The sequence below is a fragment of the Cytobacillus sp. Hm23 genome (genome assembly GCF_051842895.1).
In the GTDB taxonomy this organism is placed as follows: domain Bacteria; phylum Bacillota; class Bacilli; order Bacillales; family SM2101; genus Nanhaiella.
In genome coordinates this window covers 45,719-62,114 of the sequence record NZ_JBPXRQ010000001.1, presented here as the reverse complement: position 1 = coordinate 62,114, position 16,396 = coordinate 45,719, and the positions used below count along the sequence as shown (strand labels likewise).

General features: G+C 31.9%; 23 protein-coding genes. 5 read left to right on the top strand and 18 right to left on the bottom strand.

Annotated elements, in window-relative coordinates; all coding sequences use genetic code 11:
* Positions 1-627 precede the first annotated feature (627 nt).
* The 6 genes from ACSVDA_RS00310 to ACSVDA_RS00285 all read right to left on the bottom strand — a co-directional run bounded on the left by ACSVDA_RS00310 (position 628) and on the right by ACSVDA_RS00285 (position 4,508).
* Positions 628-1,032 (bottom strand): MaoC/PaaZ C-terminal domain-containing protein, encoded by a 405-nt coding sequence (locus ACSVDA_RS00310; protein WP_485879839.1) that lies wholly within the window; start codon positions 1,030-1,032, stop codon positions 628-630.
* Positions 1,029-1,478, bottom strand: a complete 450-nt coding sequence (locus ACSVDA_RS00305) for a MaoC family dehydratase N-terminal domain-containing protein (RefSeq protein WP_485879838.1) — start codon at positions 1,476-1,478, stop codon at positions 1,029-1,031. Before ACSVDA_RS00305 ends, ACSVDA_RS00310 begins: the two co-directional genes overlap by 4 nt.
* A 24-nt stretch (positions 1,479-1,502) precedes the next feature.
* Positions 1,503-2,267, bottom strand: a complete 765-nt coding sequence (gene fabG, locus ACSVDA_RS00300) for a 3-oxoacyl-ACP reductase FabG (RefSeq protein ID WP_485879837.1) — start codon at positions 2,265-2,267, stop codon at positions 1,503-1,505.
* 29 nt (positions 2,268-2,296) lie between these two features.
* Complete coding sequence (locus ACSVDA_RS00295) at positions 2,297-3,472, bottom strand: acyl-CoA dehydrogenase family protein (RefSeq protein WP_485879836.1); 1,176 nt, start codon at positions 3,470-3,472, stop codon at positions 2,297-2,299.
* Between the two features lie 516 nt (positions 3,473-3,988).
* Entirely contained in the window at positions 3,989-4,270 is a 282-nt protein-coding gene (locus ACSVDA_RS00290; protein WP_485879834.1) for a hypothetical protein, read from the bottom strand.
* Between the two features lie 112 nt (positions 4,271-4,382).
* Complete coding sequence (locus ACSVDA_RS00285; protein WP_485879832.1) at positions 4,383-4,508, bottom strand: FbpB family small basic protein; 126 nt, start codon at positions 4,506-4,508, stop codon at positions 4,383-4,385.
* A gap of 557 nt (positions 4,509-5,065) precedes the next feature.
* Between ACSVDA_RS00285 and ACSVDA_RS00280 the strand changes: the two genes are divergently transcribed.
* A complete protein-coding gene (locus ACSVDA_RS00280; protein WP_485879830.1) occupies positions 5,066-5,716 on the top strand; it encodes a VOC family protein in 651 nt (216 codons plus the stop codon).
* Between the two features lie 556 nt (positions 5,717-6,272).
* Here ACSVDA_RS00280 and ACSVDA_RS00275 read toward each other — a convergent pair.
* On the bottom strand, positions 6,273-6,362 hold the full coding sequence (locus ACSVDA_RS00275) for a putative holin-like toxin (RefSeq protein WP_485879828.1): 90 nt from the start codon (positions 6,360-6,362) through the stop codon (positions 6,273-6,275).
* 346 nt (positions 6,363-6,708) lie between these two features.
* A complete protein-coding gene (locus ACSVDA_RS00270) occupies positions 6,709-6,861 on the bottom strand; it encodes a hypothetical protein (RefSeq protein WP_485879827.1) in 153 nt (50 codons plus the stop codon).
* Positions 6,862-7,684: 823 nt separating this feature from the next.
* On the opposite strand from ACSVDA_RS00270, the gene ACSVDA_RS00265 reads away from it, so the two are divergent.
* Positions 7,685-8,587, top strand: coding sequence for a glycerophosphodiester phosphodiesterase (locus ACSVDA_RS00265; RefSeq protein ID WP_485879825.1), 903 nt, complete (start codon positions 7,685-7,687; stop codon positions 8,585-8,587).
* Between the two features lie 37 nt (positions 8,588-8,624).
* Here ACSVDA_RS00265 and ACSVDA_RS00260 read toward each other — a convergent pair whose 3' ends face one another.
* Both ACSVDA_RS00260 and ACSVDA_RS00255 read right to left on the bottom strand, forming a co-directional pair.
* Positions 8,625-9,395: a sporulation protein gene (locus ACSVDA_RS00260; RefSeq protein WP_485879823.1), complete on the bottom strand. Its 771-nt coding sequence runs from the start codon at positions 9,393-9,395 to the stop codon at positions 8,625-8,627.
* A gap of 99 nt (positions 9,396-9,494) precedes the next feature.
* Positions 9,495-9,668 (bottom strand): YozD family protein, encoded by a 174-nt coding sequence (locus tag ACSVDA_RS00255; protein WP_485879821.1) that lies wholly within the window; start codon positions 9,666-9,668, stop codon positions 9,495-9,497.
* A gap of 451 nt (positions 9,669-10,119) precedes the next feature.
* Here ACSVDA_RS00255 and ACSVDA_RS00250 point away from each other — a divergent pair, with 451 nt between their 5' ends.
* Positions 10,120-10,299 carry a hypothetical protein gene (locus ACSVDA_RS00250; protein WP_485879820.1) on the top strand — a complete coding sequence of 60 codons (180 nt, stop codon included), beginning with the start codon at positions 10,120-10,122 and terminating at the stop codon, positions 10,297-10,299.
* Between the two features lie 5 nt (positions 10,300-10,304).
* On the opposite strand, the gene ACSVDA_RS00245 is transcribed toward ACSVDA_RS00250, so the two are convergent.
* The 4 genes from ACSVDA_RS00245 to ACSVDA_RS00230 all read right to left on the bottom strand — a co-directional run bounded on the left by ACSVDA_RS00245 (position 10,305) and on the right by ACSVDA_RS00230 (position 12,005).
* Complete coding sequence (locus ACSVDA_RS00245) at positions 10,305-10,979, bottom strand: hypothetical protein (protein ID WP_485879819.1); 675 nt, start codon at positions 10,977-10,979, stop codon at positions 10,305-10,307.
* A gap of 112 nt (positions 10,980-11,091) precedes the next feature.
* Positions 11,092-11,313 carry a YozE family protein gene (locus tag ACSVDA_RS00240; protein ID WP_485879818.1) on the bottom strand — a complete coding sequence of 74 codons (222 nt, stop codon included), beginning with the start codon at positions 11,311-11,313 and terminating at the stop codon, positions 11,092-11,094.
* A 198-nt stretch (positions 11,314-11,511) separates the two neighbouring features.
* A complete protein-coding gene (locus tag ACSVDA_RS00235) occupies positions 11,512-11,697 on the bottom strand; it encodes a hypothetical protein (protein WP_485879817.1) in 186 nt (61 codons plus the stop codon).
* Between the two features lie 62 nt (positions 11,698-11,759).
* Positions 11,760-12,005: a hypothetical protein gene (locus ACSVDA_RS00230; RefSeq protein ID WP_485879816.1), complete on the bottom strand. Its 246-nt coding sequence runs from the start codon at positions 12,003-12,005 to the stop codon at positions 11,760-11,762.
* Positions 12,006-12,499: 494 nt separating this feature from the next.
* Here ACSVDA_RS00230 and ACSVDA_RS00225 point away from each other — a divergent pair, with 494 nt between their 5' ends.
* Positions 12,500-13,129: a YdbC family protein gene (locus tag ACSVDA_RS00225; RefSeq protein WP_485879814.1), complete on the top strand. Its 630-nt coding sequence runs from the start codon at positions 12,500-12,502 to the stop codon at positions 13,127-13,129.
* Positions 13,130-13,321: 192 nt separating this feature from the next.
* Here ACSVDA_RS00225 and ACSVDA_RS00220 read toward each other — a convergent pair whose 3' ends face one another.
* The 3 genes from ACSVDA_RS00220 to ACSVDA_RS00210 all read right to left on the bottom strand — a co-directional run bounded on the left by ACSVDA_RS00220 (position 13,322) and on the right by ACSVDA_RS00210 (position 15,229).
* Positions 13,322-14,026, bottom strand: a complete 705-nt coding sequence (locus tag ACSVDA_RS00220; protein ID WP_485879812.1) for a hypothetical protein — start codon at positions 14,024-14,026, stop codon at positions 13,322-13,324.
* 202 nt (positions 14,027-14,228) lie between these two features.
* The gene (locus ACSVDA_RS00215) at positions 14,229-14,540 is read right to left on the bottom strand and encodes a DUF6980 family protein (protein ID WP_485879810.1); all 312 of its coding nucleotides are present in this window, start codon (positions 14,538-14,540) and stop codon (positions 14,229-14,231) included.
* 461 nt (positions 14,541-15,001) lie between these two features.
* Positions 15,002-15,229 (bottom strand): hypothetical protein, encoded by a 228-nt coding sequence (locus tag ACSVDA_RS00210; protein WP_485879808.1) that lies wholly within the window; start codon positions 15,227-15,229, stop codon positions 15,002-15,004.
* Positions 15,230-15,474: 245 nt separating this feature from the next.
* Between ACSVDA_RS00210 and ACSVDA_RS00205 the strand changes: the two genes are divergently transcribed.
* Positions 15,475-15,780: a hypothetical protein gene (locus tag ACSVDA_RS00205; protein WP_485879806.1), complete on the top strand. Its 306-nt coding sequence runs from the start codon at positions 15,475-15,477 to the stop codon at positions 15,778-15,780.
* A 335-nt stretch (positions 15,781-16,115) separates the two neighbouring features.
* On the opposite strand, the gene ACSVDA_RS00200 is transcribed toward ACSVDA_RS00205, so the two are convergent.
* Positions 16,116-16,388, bottom strand: a complete 273-nt coding sequence (locus ACSVDA_RS00200) for a YokU family protein (RefSeq protein ID WP_485880246.1) — start codon at positions 16,386-16,388, stop codon at positions 16,116-16,118.
* Positions 16,389-16,396 lie beyond the last annotated feature (8 nt).

Sequence of the window (16,396 nt, the reverse complement as noted above, 5' to 3'; positions counted from 1 at the left end):
GAAAATCTTTAACTGAATAATTCTGCTGAGAAAATGTGTGGTTACAATGTTACATCTTTGATTTCTCTCTATTAGTTTGTCTGAAAGGTTTAATTATGGGAATTATAATATGAAACATATGCATTGTGGGGAAAAGGACAAATTAACCTATAACTTACAATAATTGATGTATACTAAGGTTAATAGTTCAGGGGGAAATTGTTAAAAGAATTCACAGAGGATATGATCTAATAAGAATTTAATAACGTACATACTATGAAAGAAACATAGTTTAGATAACAAAATCACCCCAACAACCCAATTAAATAACAAAATAAGTATTAAAATCGGCCTTTAATTGGATTGTGAGGAATATCATTATCTTTATTGTTAATTTTTATGTCACCATCGAAAATAGACAACTGATAAATTAACAATTGTAACATTTATTTTGAAGAGCATTTCATAAATAATAGCTTTTTTCCATTGATTATTGCTGTTCGTTCTTAAATATAAACACGTAAATATCAATCATTCGTGGCATCTTTTCTACTTTTAAAATAATTGAGTTGTCACAAACTTACCATACTGCCCATTTTAGTAAAAAAGCTTCAAAGTTTAGGAGAAGAACCCAAATAATAAAAACTATTATTCATAGGAAATAAAATGTACATTGCCCCTTATTACCTGTTGATTTTGCTGATTAATGGCACTTACAGCAAAATTCATTTCATTATTACAGATTTGTGTCAATGTAGCTTTCAATGTAATAATGTCGTTTAGGAAGACCATACTTTTAAAGCGAATTGAATAGTCTTGAATAAAACCTTCCTGCAAAAAAGGGCTAAACAACTTAGATAAATTCCCCATCGTCCACATCCCATGAGCAATTATCCCAGGTAAACCTGCTTTTTGAGCTTCTTCATCGATCGTATGAATCGGATTGTAGTCACCAGATGCACCAGCATATTTAATTAAATCTAAACGAGAAACAGGTGATAATTCGACATTACTCAGTGCATCGCCCACCTTAAGTCTAGCTAATTCTATCACCTGTTCATCTCCTTTCGTAAGGCAGAATTCATAATAATCGTCGACTTACCTGTAAATATTATGTTACCGCTTACATCTTCTCCGTAGCTTTTCAGCACTAAGAAGCCCAACTCTCCACTATTGCTCGTTTTATCATAATAATCCTCTACTTCCTGATAACAAAATATCTCTTCATTAACAAGTAGTGGCCTTTCATAATGATATATTTCTTCTCCGTGGATCAGCCCTTTCTTAGGTAGTTGCAAACCTTCAATTACACCATAATTTAATACTCTTGGAAACGTTACTGGTGCAATATTAGTTTTGTATCGAGATTGTTTCCCTACTTCCTCATCTATAAAAATAGGGTGAGGATCACCAATTGCCTCAGCAAATTTTTTGACAGCTCCTCTTTCAATGGTGTTTCTTTGTTTTTTAGAACGCCTGCCTTTTAATTTTCTAAACAAACTATAACACCCCACAATGACTCGTTAATTTTTTGGACCTCCAGCGACGTAGATGACTTGCCCATTAACAAATGATGATTTTTCATCTGCAAAAAATGTTACAGTATTTGCAATATCACTCGGCTTACCAGTCCTTCCAACAGGGATCGTTGCTATACTTGCCTGAATTAAATCTTCAAATGATATACCAATTCTTCTAGCAGTTTCTTTGGTCATTTCCGTTTCTATGAATCCTGGTGCAACTGCATTTGCAGTAACTCCATATTTACCCAATTCAATAGCTAGTGTTTTCGTAAATCCTTGTAAACCAGCCTTGGCAGCTGCATAATTTACTTGTCCACGATTACCAAGCGCAGAAGTTGAAGATATATTTATTATTCGTCCATAGTTATTTTTCACCATATGTTTTTGAGCAGCACGAGTGGCATTAAATGATCCTTTTAAATGAACATCCATAACGGTCTGCCAATCATCATCAGTCATTTTAAATAATAAATTGTCACGAATAACACCCGCATTGTTTACGAGTATATCTATCGATCCAAATTTGTTATATACTTCATCAATCGTTGCATTTACGACAACAGGATCAACAACATTAACGACTTTTGAAAAAACTTCAAATCCTTTTTCCTGAAATTGCTGAGAAGCTTCATGTAATGCTTCTTCATCTATATCAAAAATAGCTACTTTTGCACCTTCCTCAGCAAATTGTTCAGCAATTTTTTTTCCTATTCCTCTGCTTCCCCCTGTGACAATTGCTACTTTATTATGAAACCTTCCTGACATGAGTTATATCTCCTTCCAAAAAAATCTTCTTAACCGAATTGTCCTACTTTTACATGACCTTTTAATAGATTTCTAGAAATGATTAAGCGCTGTATTTCATCTGTTCCATCAAATATCCTCCAGAGCCGTGCCTCTCGATACCATCTTTCTATTGGAAGCTCCTTCGTATATCCCATTCCCCCATGAATTTGTAGCACACGATCTACTACTCTATTACCCATATTTGCTCCGTATAGTTTTGCTATAGATGCTGCATGACGATTGTCTTCACCTTCGTCAAGTGTAAATGCTGCATTTAACACAAGCCAGCGTGCAGCTTCAATTTCAACAGCACAATCGGCAATTTGCCATTGTATAGCTTGTCTTGTAGCTATCGGTTTCCCAAATGTCTCCCTCTCTTTAGCGTAATTAATTGCCATCTGAAGTAGTCTTTCAGATGCACCTACTGCACGTGCCCCTACTATCCATCTTGCAAATCCTATCCACTCCAAGCCTAACTTATAGCCTCCATTAATCTCTCCAAGTATATTCTCTTCTGGAACACGTACATTTTCAAAAACTAAACTTGCAGGTCCACCTTCTCCCATCGTTAAAATTTCTTCCGATCTCCAGCCCATGTCTCTGTCAACAATAAAACAAGTTACCCCATCTCTACCTGTTGCTTGATGCATTTCTTTGTCAGTAATAGCGATAACCATAACAAAATCAGCATCATTACCACCTGTAATAAACGTCTTTTCTCCATTTAAAACCCATTCATTTCCTTCTTTAACCGCTGTCATTTTTATGTTTCTCGTATCTGAACCTGCACTTGGTTCTGTTATGGCAAAACACGATTTTTTCTCACCATCAATGGTAGGAATTAAATACTTTTTCTTTTGTTCCTCATTTGCGTAATATAGAATAATATCTGCAGAACCACCAAACATAAAAGGTACAAAAGTTTTCGAAACTTCCATAAGAACAATTGCTAACATCATCTGCCCTAGGTCTGCTCCTCCATATTCTTTCGGCGTACTAATACCCCAAAAACCAGCTTCTTTCGCCTTTAATTGAAGCTCTTTCAATTTACTTGCAGGAAGACCTGGTTTCCCTTCACGTTCATTTCTGAGAACGTCGTTTTCAAGAGGAATTAGTTCTTTTTCAACAAATTTTCTAATTGTTTTTTGAACCATTTTCTGCTCATCGGTTAATCTTAAATTCATAAAATCAACTCCATATTTTATTTTTTGAATTTTCGGAATTAATAAGCTATAGTACCCCATTTAAGTAGCGTAATATACTATCTTTTTTCACATGGAAACAATTTTATATTATATATTTTTGCAAGAAAAGTAGAGAGCGTTAATGTACAGTTTGGTAACACCTTTAACTTTAAGTAAGAGGCACCCTCCTTTCACTTATTAACAGGCTCTTTTCGTCATATTTGTTGTTATAGTATTTAAATAGGCACAGCAACACTTAAATAACTTTAACAAAAAGAAAAGATGCACGAATTGTAGTTTTTTGTTTCCCATCCCTTGCGAAGGAACAATTCATGCGTAAGTAGCCTATTTAAAAGTACTATAATTATGGATTCTATATTTTTGAGTTTAGTCCTTTAAAAATGTTGTTAATATTTTGACGTATCCTACCTTTTAATTATATTTTTTCTATAAAAAAACATTACCCTAATCGTTAATAATTTCACATTAAGGTAATGTCTACGCTACTGAGTATGGTTAAATTGTAGTAAAAGTAATTTTATAAGTTTTTCTTTCCATTTTTACTGTAACAATTAAGTCTTCTAAAAATTGTTTAATGTTAGAGTACACCAAGTAATCATCAGCTGTTGTAACACTAAAGAAAGATTGTTTTACAGTAGTATGGCCCATAGGTTCAATTGTTGTCTCAGCTAATACTTTACGGCAAGCATTCAACTTACCAGTGCCACCACATGTTTCGCAAAATTGTATCGTACCTTTACAACCACACGGAACAACTTTTATCCTTTCAATCGCCATATTGATTCTCTCCTATCACAATTTAGTTACTAGCTCTATCATCATTTTTATTAACCGAGCATGTTAATTATCTTACTTCCGACGCTAGTCATTTTGTTGCATTTACAAATGTTTACTTGGTCCCAACATGCTTCTTATCAATTCGTTTTTCAATTTTGGCAATAGCATCTTTGTCTTTAAGAAGCTCTTCTTTGTTTTGTCTAATTAGTTCTGCTAACGGCATTTTTACTTTTTTCATTACATTCACTCACCTTTCAATTAATTTTTCTTAATTAAGGTCAATATAATATGTTTTGGCTTTATACAATTATGATTCTGTAGGAAATTATCGTGTTATATCATGTATAGTAGGTCAATATTTTTTACATCTCTTCACTCCGCTTTTGTATTACCTATCAAAAAAACCTTTACCAGAGTGGTAAAGGTTTTTCTACATATAAATACCTTTACCGCTTGATAAAGGTCTTGCTAACAACGTTTATGTCGCCAACAAAGCCGAGAGTATCAAACTCCGTAATGACGACTTTGCTGTAAAAGCTACTCCCCTTTAGGAGAAACATTAAGTTAATTTACCTATATCATAAAGTAAACAATATGTCTTTGTCAATTAGTATTTTCATATTTTATGTGACAGCATGGGCTTATTTTCTATTAACAAATTTTCCACTACCTCATACGAAAGTTGTACTAATACTCATACATCTGCCTAATGCTCTGTCTAATAAAATTTATTACAATAAACTCAACACCATATTATATAAAGATTTTTTTAGTTAAACAAAGGGGAGATTAATAATGAAGATTATTGAGTTATCTATGAAAACATATAACTTAGATAAAATGAAGAAATTTTATACAGATGTTCTACAAATGACATTAATTGAAGAAAACAACCAAATGTTTTCTGTGATAGCTGGAAAGACACGGCTAAATTTTGAACACGATACCCAACTTCCATTCTATCATCTTTGTTTTCGTACAAACGATTCGTTTTTCCAACAAATATATATAGCGTTGTCAAAAAAGGATGTGTTATTACCAGATGAGTCTGGAGAAACCTCTTTATTTTGGGAAGGGCAACAAGCATATTTTTATGATCCTGATGGGAATATTTTAGAAGTGCTAGTAAGACCTTTTATTGATGATGAAGTGGAACCATTAGGCTGGTTTGACGTTGGAGAAATCGGCATGCCTTCCAGTTCAGTTAGACAAATGCAAGAAGTTTTGATCCCTTATATTAATGACAAAATGCATGGAAATGGTGATAATTTTGCATTTTACGGTGATGAATTTGGTGTTTTTGTTTTAGTGAATGAAGGAAGACATTGGTATCCAACTGAACGTCCAGCAACGATCCATCCACTAGATATTACTATACTTGGTGAGAGGTTCCTTCATTTCGAACATTCAAACCTCCCCTATACAATCACGGTGAAACGTAATTAATTATTAAATACACTTGACTATTTTTGCATTATACTAATAGCCCTTCACCTAAACGATCTGTATTGTTGCTATACATTTTTCAACAGATGAGGAAGTGGATTGTGTAAACATAGGTACTTCAATAGACTTACTTACAGGTGAACGAGTACTGGTTCTAATTGAAACAACGGTAGATGTTTCAATTATACAGAATGATCTCTGATGGTCCCTTTTGTCCTTTGACGTGGTGTTGGAACAACTCTACATTTACAACCTTTATCTTTCGTTACTTATTTCACCTACTATAATGTTTTTTCATTTTAAATTAATGGTTATTTGCTATTGATGGTTGGACTATCTTATATAACGTAACTAAATTAGACTAAGGCCTAAGTTAATTGTACATCTGCCAACAATTATGATATTCTAATCATAGACAAGCAGTAACTGCATACAATAAGAAAGACCGCAAGTGTCGCAAGCACTCACGGTCTGTACAATAGACGATTCTCTAGAGAGTCGGCTTTAATAGTCTAAATAGACCACCTACCGCTCTGGCTAAAGCGTAAAGGGTGGTCTATTTGTCGTTATCTTTGTTGAAAGACAGTACTGAAATAATCAGCCCGCAAAATGCAATTGCTAACATCAATGCTTCAAATACCGTCATACGCCTCACCCCCTTTCACGGGGAATGAAGCCGACCACCCTTGGAAATTCGCTATTGTATTCCAATTATACCATAGTTGCCCATGTTATCGTAAGTTGATCCCACCTTGCATGTTTATGTATAATTAGAAAAGTTCCAATTTTTCATTTAAGAAAAACAGAAACTAATCAATTCACTAATTATTGAGCCTTAAAAAATGATTTATATAACCTATCACATTAATACAATCCTAAATTAAATGCTTACATAACATAAAGTACACCCTTTATTAACACTTTCCCCCTCCCTGGTTGGTTCATTCATCCTTTCGTGAACCATACAGGAGGGCTACTAATTTTCTGGATGTTCACTCCTTGTTTGTATCTATTTCTGGCTGATTGACATTTAGGTTTCCAATTCCAATATTAATAATGTTTGTTCTTCTTACTACTATTAACAACAGTAATGGAAAAAAGAAAAATCCCGCTAACACTAAAAAATCTTTTCTATGATACTTCATGTCATCTCTCCCTATTGACTTTACTGTCAAAAAGTTTTTTCTACTATTTTTACTTTTTCTTAACTGAATAAAGCTTGTTTTAACAATAAAATCAAGATACTTTCACGCAATATATTTTGTGTCAGCTTACCAGAACTAATAAGCTAACTCATTCTTTGCATTGCGACTCAAAGAATCTTGATAGCTTCATACGTTTTTTTTTGCTTCCTCTATAATGAACTTTTTTTACTTCTTCTCTTGAGCTTGGTTCTTCATATCAATCAGCTCCTGAAGGTAATTAATATGATAAATTTCCATTAAGATTGTGATGAAAAGTTGAGCTTCATTAAAATATTTCAACTGCACTTACATGTGATAATTTCACATGATACTCGATTGGACAGTAATAAACCTATATCTCTCTTTGATCTTTAAAGATAAGCCTATGTCCATAACGCAGCATAGAAAAATTTTGCATTTCATTTGTTTAATCCTATGGCAAATTCTCTTTTATATACTTCGTTACTTCATCTGCTTGTTTCTTCATTATAAAAGACATCACCTTTCATTATTGGATATACATCCCAATTCGACAAGAAAGGTGATTTTCCTACTATTTTTATTAGAAGATTTATACATAACAAACATGAAAGAAATTCGAGGAATAAAAAATGGCCAACTCTATAAACCATGATGAATCAACATAGAAATTTTAAGCTCGAAAACATCCGAAAAGCGGGCAAAAAACATCAAACTTATAAAGTAAAAATATTCCTAAGCATGTTTACATGTTCGTTTAAGCTTGCATATAATAATGTAACTTTAATACGGGAAGGAGGACGCGATGTATAAGCTAATGTTAATGTTGTTCAGTATTTATTTTTTTCTTTCCTCGGCATTTTTCTATGGGCAAATGTTAATAAAAGACTCTATCATATTTATAGCCCACCGTGGTGCATCTGCTTATGCACCAGAAAATACTTTTGCAGCATTCGATAAGGCAGTTAAAATGGATGCTGATTATATAGAAGTTGATGTGCAAATGACAAAAGACTCGCATTTAGTCATTATTCACGATCTAACGGTTGACAGAACGACGAATGGAACTGGTTATGTAAAAAACTTAACACTAACAGAATTACAGCAGTTGGATGCAGGTAGCTGGTTTCATACTAAATATGCAAATCAACAAATACCAACATTGTCAGATGTTATAGAACAATATAGCCGATATATTGGCATTATGATTGAAATTAAAAACCCTTCACATTATCCAGGTATAGAAGAAAAAATAGTGCAACTACTTCAACAATACCAAAACGAACAAAACATGCTCCAGCATATTAAAGTACAATCATTTAACGAAGCCTCTATCGTGAAATTCCATTCACTGCTCCCTTCTATTTCTTCCGGAATCATTATTAATAAATCAACCTCACCTTATCAAATCCTACAATATTCAGGTATAATTGATTTCATATCAGTTCATAAGTATTTTGTAACGGACGTACTAATAAAAACAGCCCATTCTATTGATGTCAGCATTTTTGCTTGGACGATTGATCGTTATGAAACTGCAAACAAGCTTGCTATAAACGAACCGATTGACGGAATCATTAGTAATAGACTAATGACTAAAAATGATATGGCAAATAAACAATTAATACTATACGAAAATTTTTGTGTTATGCCATCAGGGAATTCAAGTGAACAATTTATTTCACACGAAGAAAAGTCAAAAGGTTGAGCTTTAAGTCAACCTTTTGACTTTCTTACCATTCTATTTAGCAGTATCTCTCGATTAGTTCTTTCATTTTTTGTGTAAGATAACTCATATCATTAGCTGTAACTGTAAAACGGATGATGGATTCGTCCATTTCCAATGCTTCTGCTAAAAAGCCACCTAAACCTCTCGCTCGACGGTCTACTTCCATGAGTACTTCAACACTGTCATGTGATTGAGGGAAGAATACTAACTCCAACTCATCTAACTTGCCTCGAAATGGTCCACTCGTTGGAAAAAACTCAAACTCTTGAATAAATGGTAAACGCCCTTTCATACTGTACGGAGCTTGTTCACTTTCAACTTCGCGCAGACGAAAACCAAGTTCGTTAATTGATTTAAATATAGCAGTTGTTAAAGGCATCGGCTCTACTTGAATGTAATCCTTGTCACTAGGATCAACAGCATTTTTAATGTCTAAGCCTGTTTGAATCCATACTTTTGTTTTACCCATTGTTACAGGAGTGTCAATAGGTAGCTCAAATGAGAACGGGATTTCTTTTGCTTCTCCAGCCTTTATTGTAAAAGGTTCATTAATTTTAAACTTTCCAATATCAACTTGTCTATTAACCTTTGTATCATTAACTTCTTTAATATAAGTTGTTTTGACAGACAAATAGATTGAATCGATGTCCTGATCAACATTACCACCAGTTAGTTCAACAACACCTTTTACTTCTTCACCAGCTACTAATCGGTCATTATATAGCTTTGTATCAACTGTTGTCGATCCAATTCCAATACTTGCAAACATTTTATTAAAAAATGACATATTCATATCCTCCCATTTTCGCAAATATATTGACTAATCATATTATACTATAAACAGCAACTTCAAATAGGAAGTATTTTCAATAAATTTTTTGCAGTCTTAATCGGTATCAAATTCCTCGTCAATGATGTTCTTCTTCAGTAAATATTCAAAAGTGATATCTGCTATATCTAAGAGATCTTCTGCTTGTGGAATATGTCCTCTCTTTAGTAATTCATTAAAAAAAAACTCAGCAATTTCTTCTGTATCAATCACTACATTGATTTCACTCATTACATTTACCGCCTCCTTTTTTACAGGTTTATGTGTGATATTTTTACGATATACCTAAAGATTTACATCATGACACGAACATTATTTTTTGCAAAGGGTTTATTCACATTAATTGTTGGTTTTTAAAATAGGATGGTTTCGTACTAAAAAATCTCCGCATCTTTCTTCTATAAAACGATAACTGTTGCTTAAAACAACATTTTTATCTTCTACTTTTGGAACTATAAGAATAAAGCTTACGAAAAGAGCCTTGTAATTTAAGCTAAATAAGAATATTACTAACGTTCGGGGCATATTTTCTTCTCTAAACACTATAAAATTCATTTCATACACATCAATTATTCAAATGTGAGTGGAAAAGTTAATGAAAAGAATCTTTGTAAAACATGTATATTATGTTAAGACATTACATATCGTGTAATAAAAGTTAAGATTTTTAGGAGGGTTATGTATGTATGCAAAGCAAATAACTTATGTAAAGTCTCATGCGGAAAGTGAGGAGATGGATGTTGTAAGTGGACAAGCTTTTGACAGTTTATTAGAAAAGGTTACAAATGGGATGTTTGCATGCATTAAATACGTTGGTTTGCCATACTTGATCTACATTTTAATAAATTTTTTTCAATTGTAAAGTTATTATCTACTTAAATAAAGTGATAGTTTTTCTAAATGAAAGAAAATAATATCCATTATCTTTTTATATTCTTCATCCTGAAATGTTTCATATAGACGTTTGTAGTCGTTATAAATATCTAAATAGTAGTCAATCAGCTGCAAATATTTTTTTTTAATATAAGTCCGACTTTGATCAGATTCTTCTACATAGGAAGGTGAAAAATGATCTAATTCCTGATGTTTTAAGTATTTTAACGTTACATGCTTTTTTGTTAATACCTCACTACTATCTTTATCAGATAATAAAACTAGCTCTTCTTCACTGACTTCAAGCCACTCGCCCTCATTAATGCTTACGAGTTCATAAATGATATCTACAGCAACCTCAGCTTGATAATGCCATATTTCTGTTCTAATACCTATTACTTTAAATAAGGTGTTTCCATATTCCAACACCTTCACAATATCACCAAAGTAAAATTTATAATCAATTTCCATTTTTTCAATTTCAACATTATTTTCATAATCAGCTAATAGCTGAATCGCATTTTGGACATATAACTGATCACTGTAATTCACTTCATATAAAATTAACCCATCTATCATTGTGACATTTGTAATCATACCAACAGTACCATATTTGGAAATGACAACTACATCACCGACTTTAAATTGTGGTTTTTTTTCATTCTTCAAATGTATTACCCCCTTGCTGTAAGCTACATTCTAATACATTATTATATGCAGCTAGATCAGAAGAGGGATAAATCAATTTAACTTCATGACAGGATATTTCTAAGTTATATTTCTAATGTTCCTCATGAGCTCTATATAGCTCCCAAGCTGTATCAAATATTGACATACTGGCTAAGTAAGAACCATTCATTTCTAAATACGTACTAATTTCATTATAATCAAAAGAACTTTTAGGAAATCCATGATCTTCGTAAGCATTGTTTGCAAAGCCCCCGATATCAGTCTTAGCTTTAGGTTCCCTATATGTCATAAGATAATGATAAAATGATTTCAAAGCTACTACCTCTCAATCTTATATACGTGATATTAATTGTGTTCATTGTGTTTATATTAACTTTTTATATAACTATGGGTCAATTATTTTCACCTTCCTTGTCTTTTGGTACTTTGTTTTACTAACATGATAATTATGTAAGTAACAGAGTTCTGCACGCCCTTTGTAGCTCAATGATTTAAGTACTTAAATACATACTTAAGTAAATTTCCTGCCCTCAATACAAAGCCAGCCCCTTGCTGTGTTTTCATAAAAAGTAACCGAACCAAAACCAGTTGATATAAGTAATTGTTCCATATCCTCTTTAGTTTTATAGGATTGCATGTGATAGTTGATTTTGTATGTCTCTGCAACGATTAAGAAGATCTCATCCGACTTCAACACCGTAAAAACTTCTTTAACTCCAATCTCTATATCAGACCAGAAGTAATGAGTATTAAAAGCTATTATCGTATCAAATGATTAATGTGAAAATAGCAATTCATAAACAGTTGCTTGATATATGAGACTTTCTTCTTGGCAATATCCCCATTGTTAGCTTTAATCGATTCTTTTACTGCCTGTTCGGCACAATCTATGCCATATACTGTTCCGTTTGCAATTATTTTGGGTAATAATTGCACTGTTTTACTACCGCCGCAGCCTATGTCTAATATAGAAGCTTCTTCTACAAGTTGTATGTTCTCCAGCACCTATTTGTTTATGCCGAGAAGAGCACCCTTCATTATCTTCAGCATATAAGAACCTAAGCTCTCTCTTGGATTTTCAGCTTGGTCTATTAAACTTTGAAGTAATTTCATTTCTTTCCCCCTTTCTATTACCTCACTAGCGAATAAAAAAACCTAGCTTTGTACGTAGACACTTATTTAGCTAAAAATATAAACATAACATTTTCATATATTGTAATTACTACAAACTTTGTTTAAGTTAACAATAAAAAACTAGCACCCAAAAACATAGAAATACACACGAACCAACTAGATAACTATTTTTTTAGCAAATATTTTTCAACCTTGCTCCAATATGCATAATAGGAGCTACTATTGTTATACTCACACGCAAGTATCTACATCAAAAGTTGTATATAAATTACTTCATTTTAATGATGAAATTGTTGCACAAGTAATAGAAGATTGAAGGGGTATATAGTCCTTGTATATTTTTAAATCTGTAATGAGGTGAAAAGATGTTAATTAAATGGATCGTTTGTAATGTACCATTACATAAGAGAAGACAGTTTTCAATTGCACAAGAACAATGGAGATCACTAGAAAATATAGATGGTTTTCTAGGCCAAATTGGAGGATGGGATATAAATACACCTACTAAAGCATGTATTATCGCTTTTTGGGAGGATCATTCCTCATATAAGTTATTCATGAAGAATAAGCATGATGAAATCATAGAAGGTAATGATCAAATGAACGAATATGATAGTATTAAAGTTGAAATTTTTGAAAACAATTTAAAAGTAATGAACTTTAATATAAGTGAGGTTCTACAAAAAGCAACATTTTTAAACGTCGAAAAAGGCACCTGTACAAAAGAGAAGCAAAATCATTTTGAACAGAGTCAAAATTCATTATGTGATACAAAAATGAATGAAAATAAAGATATGCTAGGATGGATGTTTAGTAATAATCATCATTCATACTTAATAGCTTCATTATGGAACAATATAGAAGTCGATCATACATATACAAAAAACTTATTACCCAAATTTAATGAAAAATTAACAATAAATAAACATATAAGCCAAATGAACGAGAATTTAGTACAGTTGGATAGAAGTTGGTTAGTAACTTGTAATATGTAAGCACTCATAAAAAACAACGAAGTCATGTTAATGGGATAGATAACATCATAGAATTGTATCCCAACTCTATTATTAATATAAGTTTTAAATCATTATACAACCCCAAATTATATAATCGTAACGTCTATGGAATGAATGTACTATTTCTTGGTTAGAAGGAGTATCATCATTTATTTTAATTAGCTAACCTAGTTACATACCTCTACTAAAAAAACGTTTATAATTTTTAAAAGCTTTATATGGTGGTATTTTGACCGTTTCATCAGGTTGGTAGCATACCCTATCATGATATGGCATCTCTAACATTTCCCATTTAAAATCTTCTTCTGTACATTTTATAAAAAAATAATACCCTTCATCATCGGAAGGAGATAAAGTTAATCTTGCCTCTTCGTAATTTAACGCAGTATCGATTGCCTCTCTTAGCTCGGTTAAAGCAGCGCGATTAGCAATTAAAAACGCATTTCCATGCCACGATTGCTGACCGTATATATGACAAGTAGGCATAGATTCATCCTCCTCATAAAAATTATTGTTATAAACTTTTTCAAGCTGATGGAGAATTTCTTTTGGTTTGGTAACTTCTAGATAGGTGTCCATGCCCCATTCCCAATACCTTTGTCCACCACCCCAAAATTGTGAAATAAACTCATCATAAAGAGCATTATTTTCAACAAATAAATACCTTTCTAACTTATCATCTAAATCTCCTATAAAATAATAGCAGTGAATTTGCATATCTTCTTTTTTATACAAATAATGATATAAGGTTTCTGCTATTTTTTCTGTTTTACTTATTTTAAATTTAAATTTTTTCGCCCTTTTCGGCTTTAGTAAACCATTGACAAAGGGTGTCTCTGGAATATAGATAGCTGTAAACAAATCAGTATTTGACACGACTAAAAACACCTCTGTTAAAATTTATTGTCTCGTATTACTTAGTCTTTATTATATGATGACCAGGCTTATAACATTATTGCAGCTAATCATGAAGCTTTACACCCACATTATGAAAAATTTTATGAGTACATATTGAATTATGGTCGTGAACTAATAGACCAGTTGTTAAAATAATGAATTATAAATATATTTAAAACTCTTAATCTTTGATTTTATACCACTTATCTGTCAAGAACTCATCAGGAACCCTCTGTTCTGTTGGGTCATCAAATCCTAATTTATAAAGTGTTTCAAACCATAAATCCCTTTTCGATTCCGGAAGTTTGTTCCCACACCATGGACAGTAATGAATCGTTAAAGTAGAAGTACCTCCATCATGAATAATTAACCCGTACTCATCTAAGTTTTCGGTATAGTGTATTAGACTATCAGGACAATCAAAAATATTAGAATGTTGTTTACATTTAAAATTTACGTAATGTGTCATTGTTTCACAGCAGTGTTGCTTCATTTTTATGCCTCCAAACTATTAGTAATACAATCGAATTTAATCAATAAAACAATTCGTGCAATTGATACAACTAGACTAAATAATACTGATAATGTTTGTATTCAGCATCTATCTTTAATTACTATTAAAAAAAGTGACGTTAAGATAACAAACGACCATTTTGGAAACTCAATGTTCATTGATTTGAATGATATAGCCTCTGGTAAGATAGCTGTTGTAAAAAAAGTAATAATCCGATAATCCAAGAGTAAATCATTAATCGAAAAAGCCACAAAATTTACACTCCCATAAAAAACTCAGAATTTAACGATATATAGAGGTATAAAATTAATAATAATCCAGTTTAAATTACCTATTTAACGAATCCTTATATGTAAAATTCACCACTAGTCATTAAGATACTTGTAACAAAAACTTTTTACGATGACAAACAGCCCCACTATCCCTTGATTTGCTGGGTGTTAAGGTAAATGCCTTTTTTCCTTTCTTTTTTCTAACCTAGGCTGAATATATTTTTCAATTACCTTTACAGCTAAATATGTATTTACAAGTCCTACTATAATAGCAATCACTAACATACTAACCCCAGTAATGTCTTTTATCACAATTGGCTTAAGTAACGAAAAAACTATAGATAAACTAATAGGTAATGTCAATCCAACCCATAAACCTATATACAATATAAACATTTCTTTTCTCCATCATACTTGTCTTTTAACACATTTTCTCTATTCCATTATGTCTAAAGTTGTTGTAACATATCAAAGTTAAATATTGTAAATACTTACCCTCTTTAGTACTGTGAGAAACAAGCGGTACTTCTTGATTAAATAAGTGAATTGAAAAAAGCTATATTATTAACAATTTTTCTAATTAAATCATCATAGTACAGGCATCATACTAATGACGCCTTATATATTGGAGCAAATCATTCATGGACCGCTTAAAATTTTTTGTTTATCAATTGAGCTTATTTATAACACTTCTAGTCATCAATGTTTATGCCGATAAATATATTAGTAAGCCCTTTACTCGCATTGATTTATTAGCTATAAGTATAAGCTTACCGCTCTTTATACTAATAGCTATGTTAATTGATAGGTCTTATAAACGATTCAATGCTATTCAATTAAAGAATAGGATAGTATTATCAATAATCGCTTTTGTTTTTGCAGCTACGTTTCTAGCTTTTTTGGATAATATATGGTTTGAAATTACAGGAAAGATGCTATTCTTTTAGAAAAACTATACTGCCTAACAATGCTTATTTTTTATAAATACAGAATGCAGTGGAGCTGCTGTAATTAATGAGTTCATTCATTTATCTTTATAAGATTTGAATTTATATTATTAACAAATGTTCTTGACACTTTTACAAAAAAGGAAACCATCTACAGTAACAATTTTCAAACGCTATATAAATTTTGTAATAATATAAAAAAACTCTACTTCTTATAAAGTAAGAAGTAGAGATATTTCAAACATTTATTTACATAATAGTTGGACATGCTGATACATCATTATTAGTATGTTTTTACTTGCTACTTGTATCAAGCATGTTTATAACAGGTTTAATTAAAACTTGAAGTAATTCTTCTTTAAAATACGTGGTATTGCTAACAGTTCCTCATAAGTAATTGACTGTTGAATTTGCTCAGTATTGATTAACAGCAGTTGCTCTTCTATTGTATCTACTATTGCTTCTTCTTGATATTCGATACCGCACCGTAAGCATCTAATGCATGGTACAGCCTTAATCTGTATAGCCTTCGTACCATCTGGTAATTCCCAATAAACAGTATTTTGTTCGTGATTTATTTTATCCGATTCACACCATTGACAACTGATTTGATTAA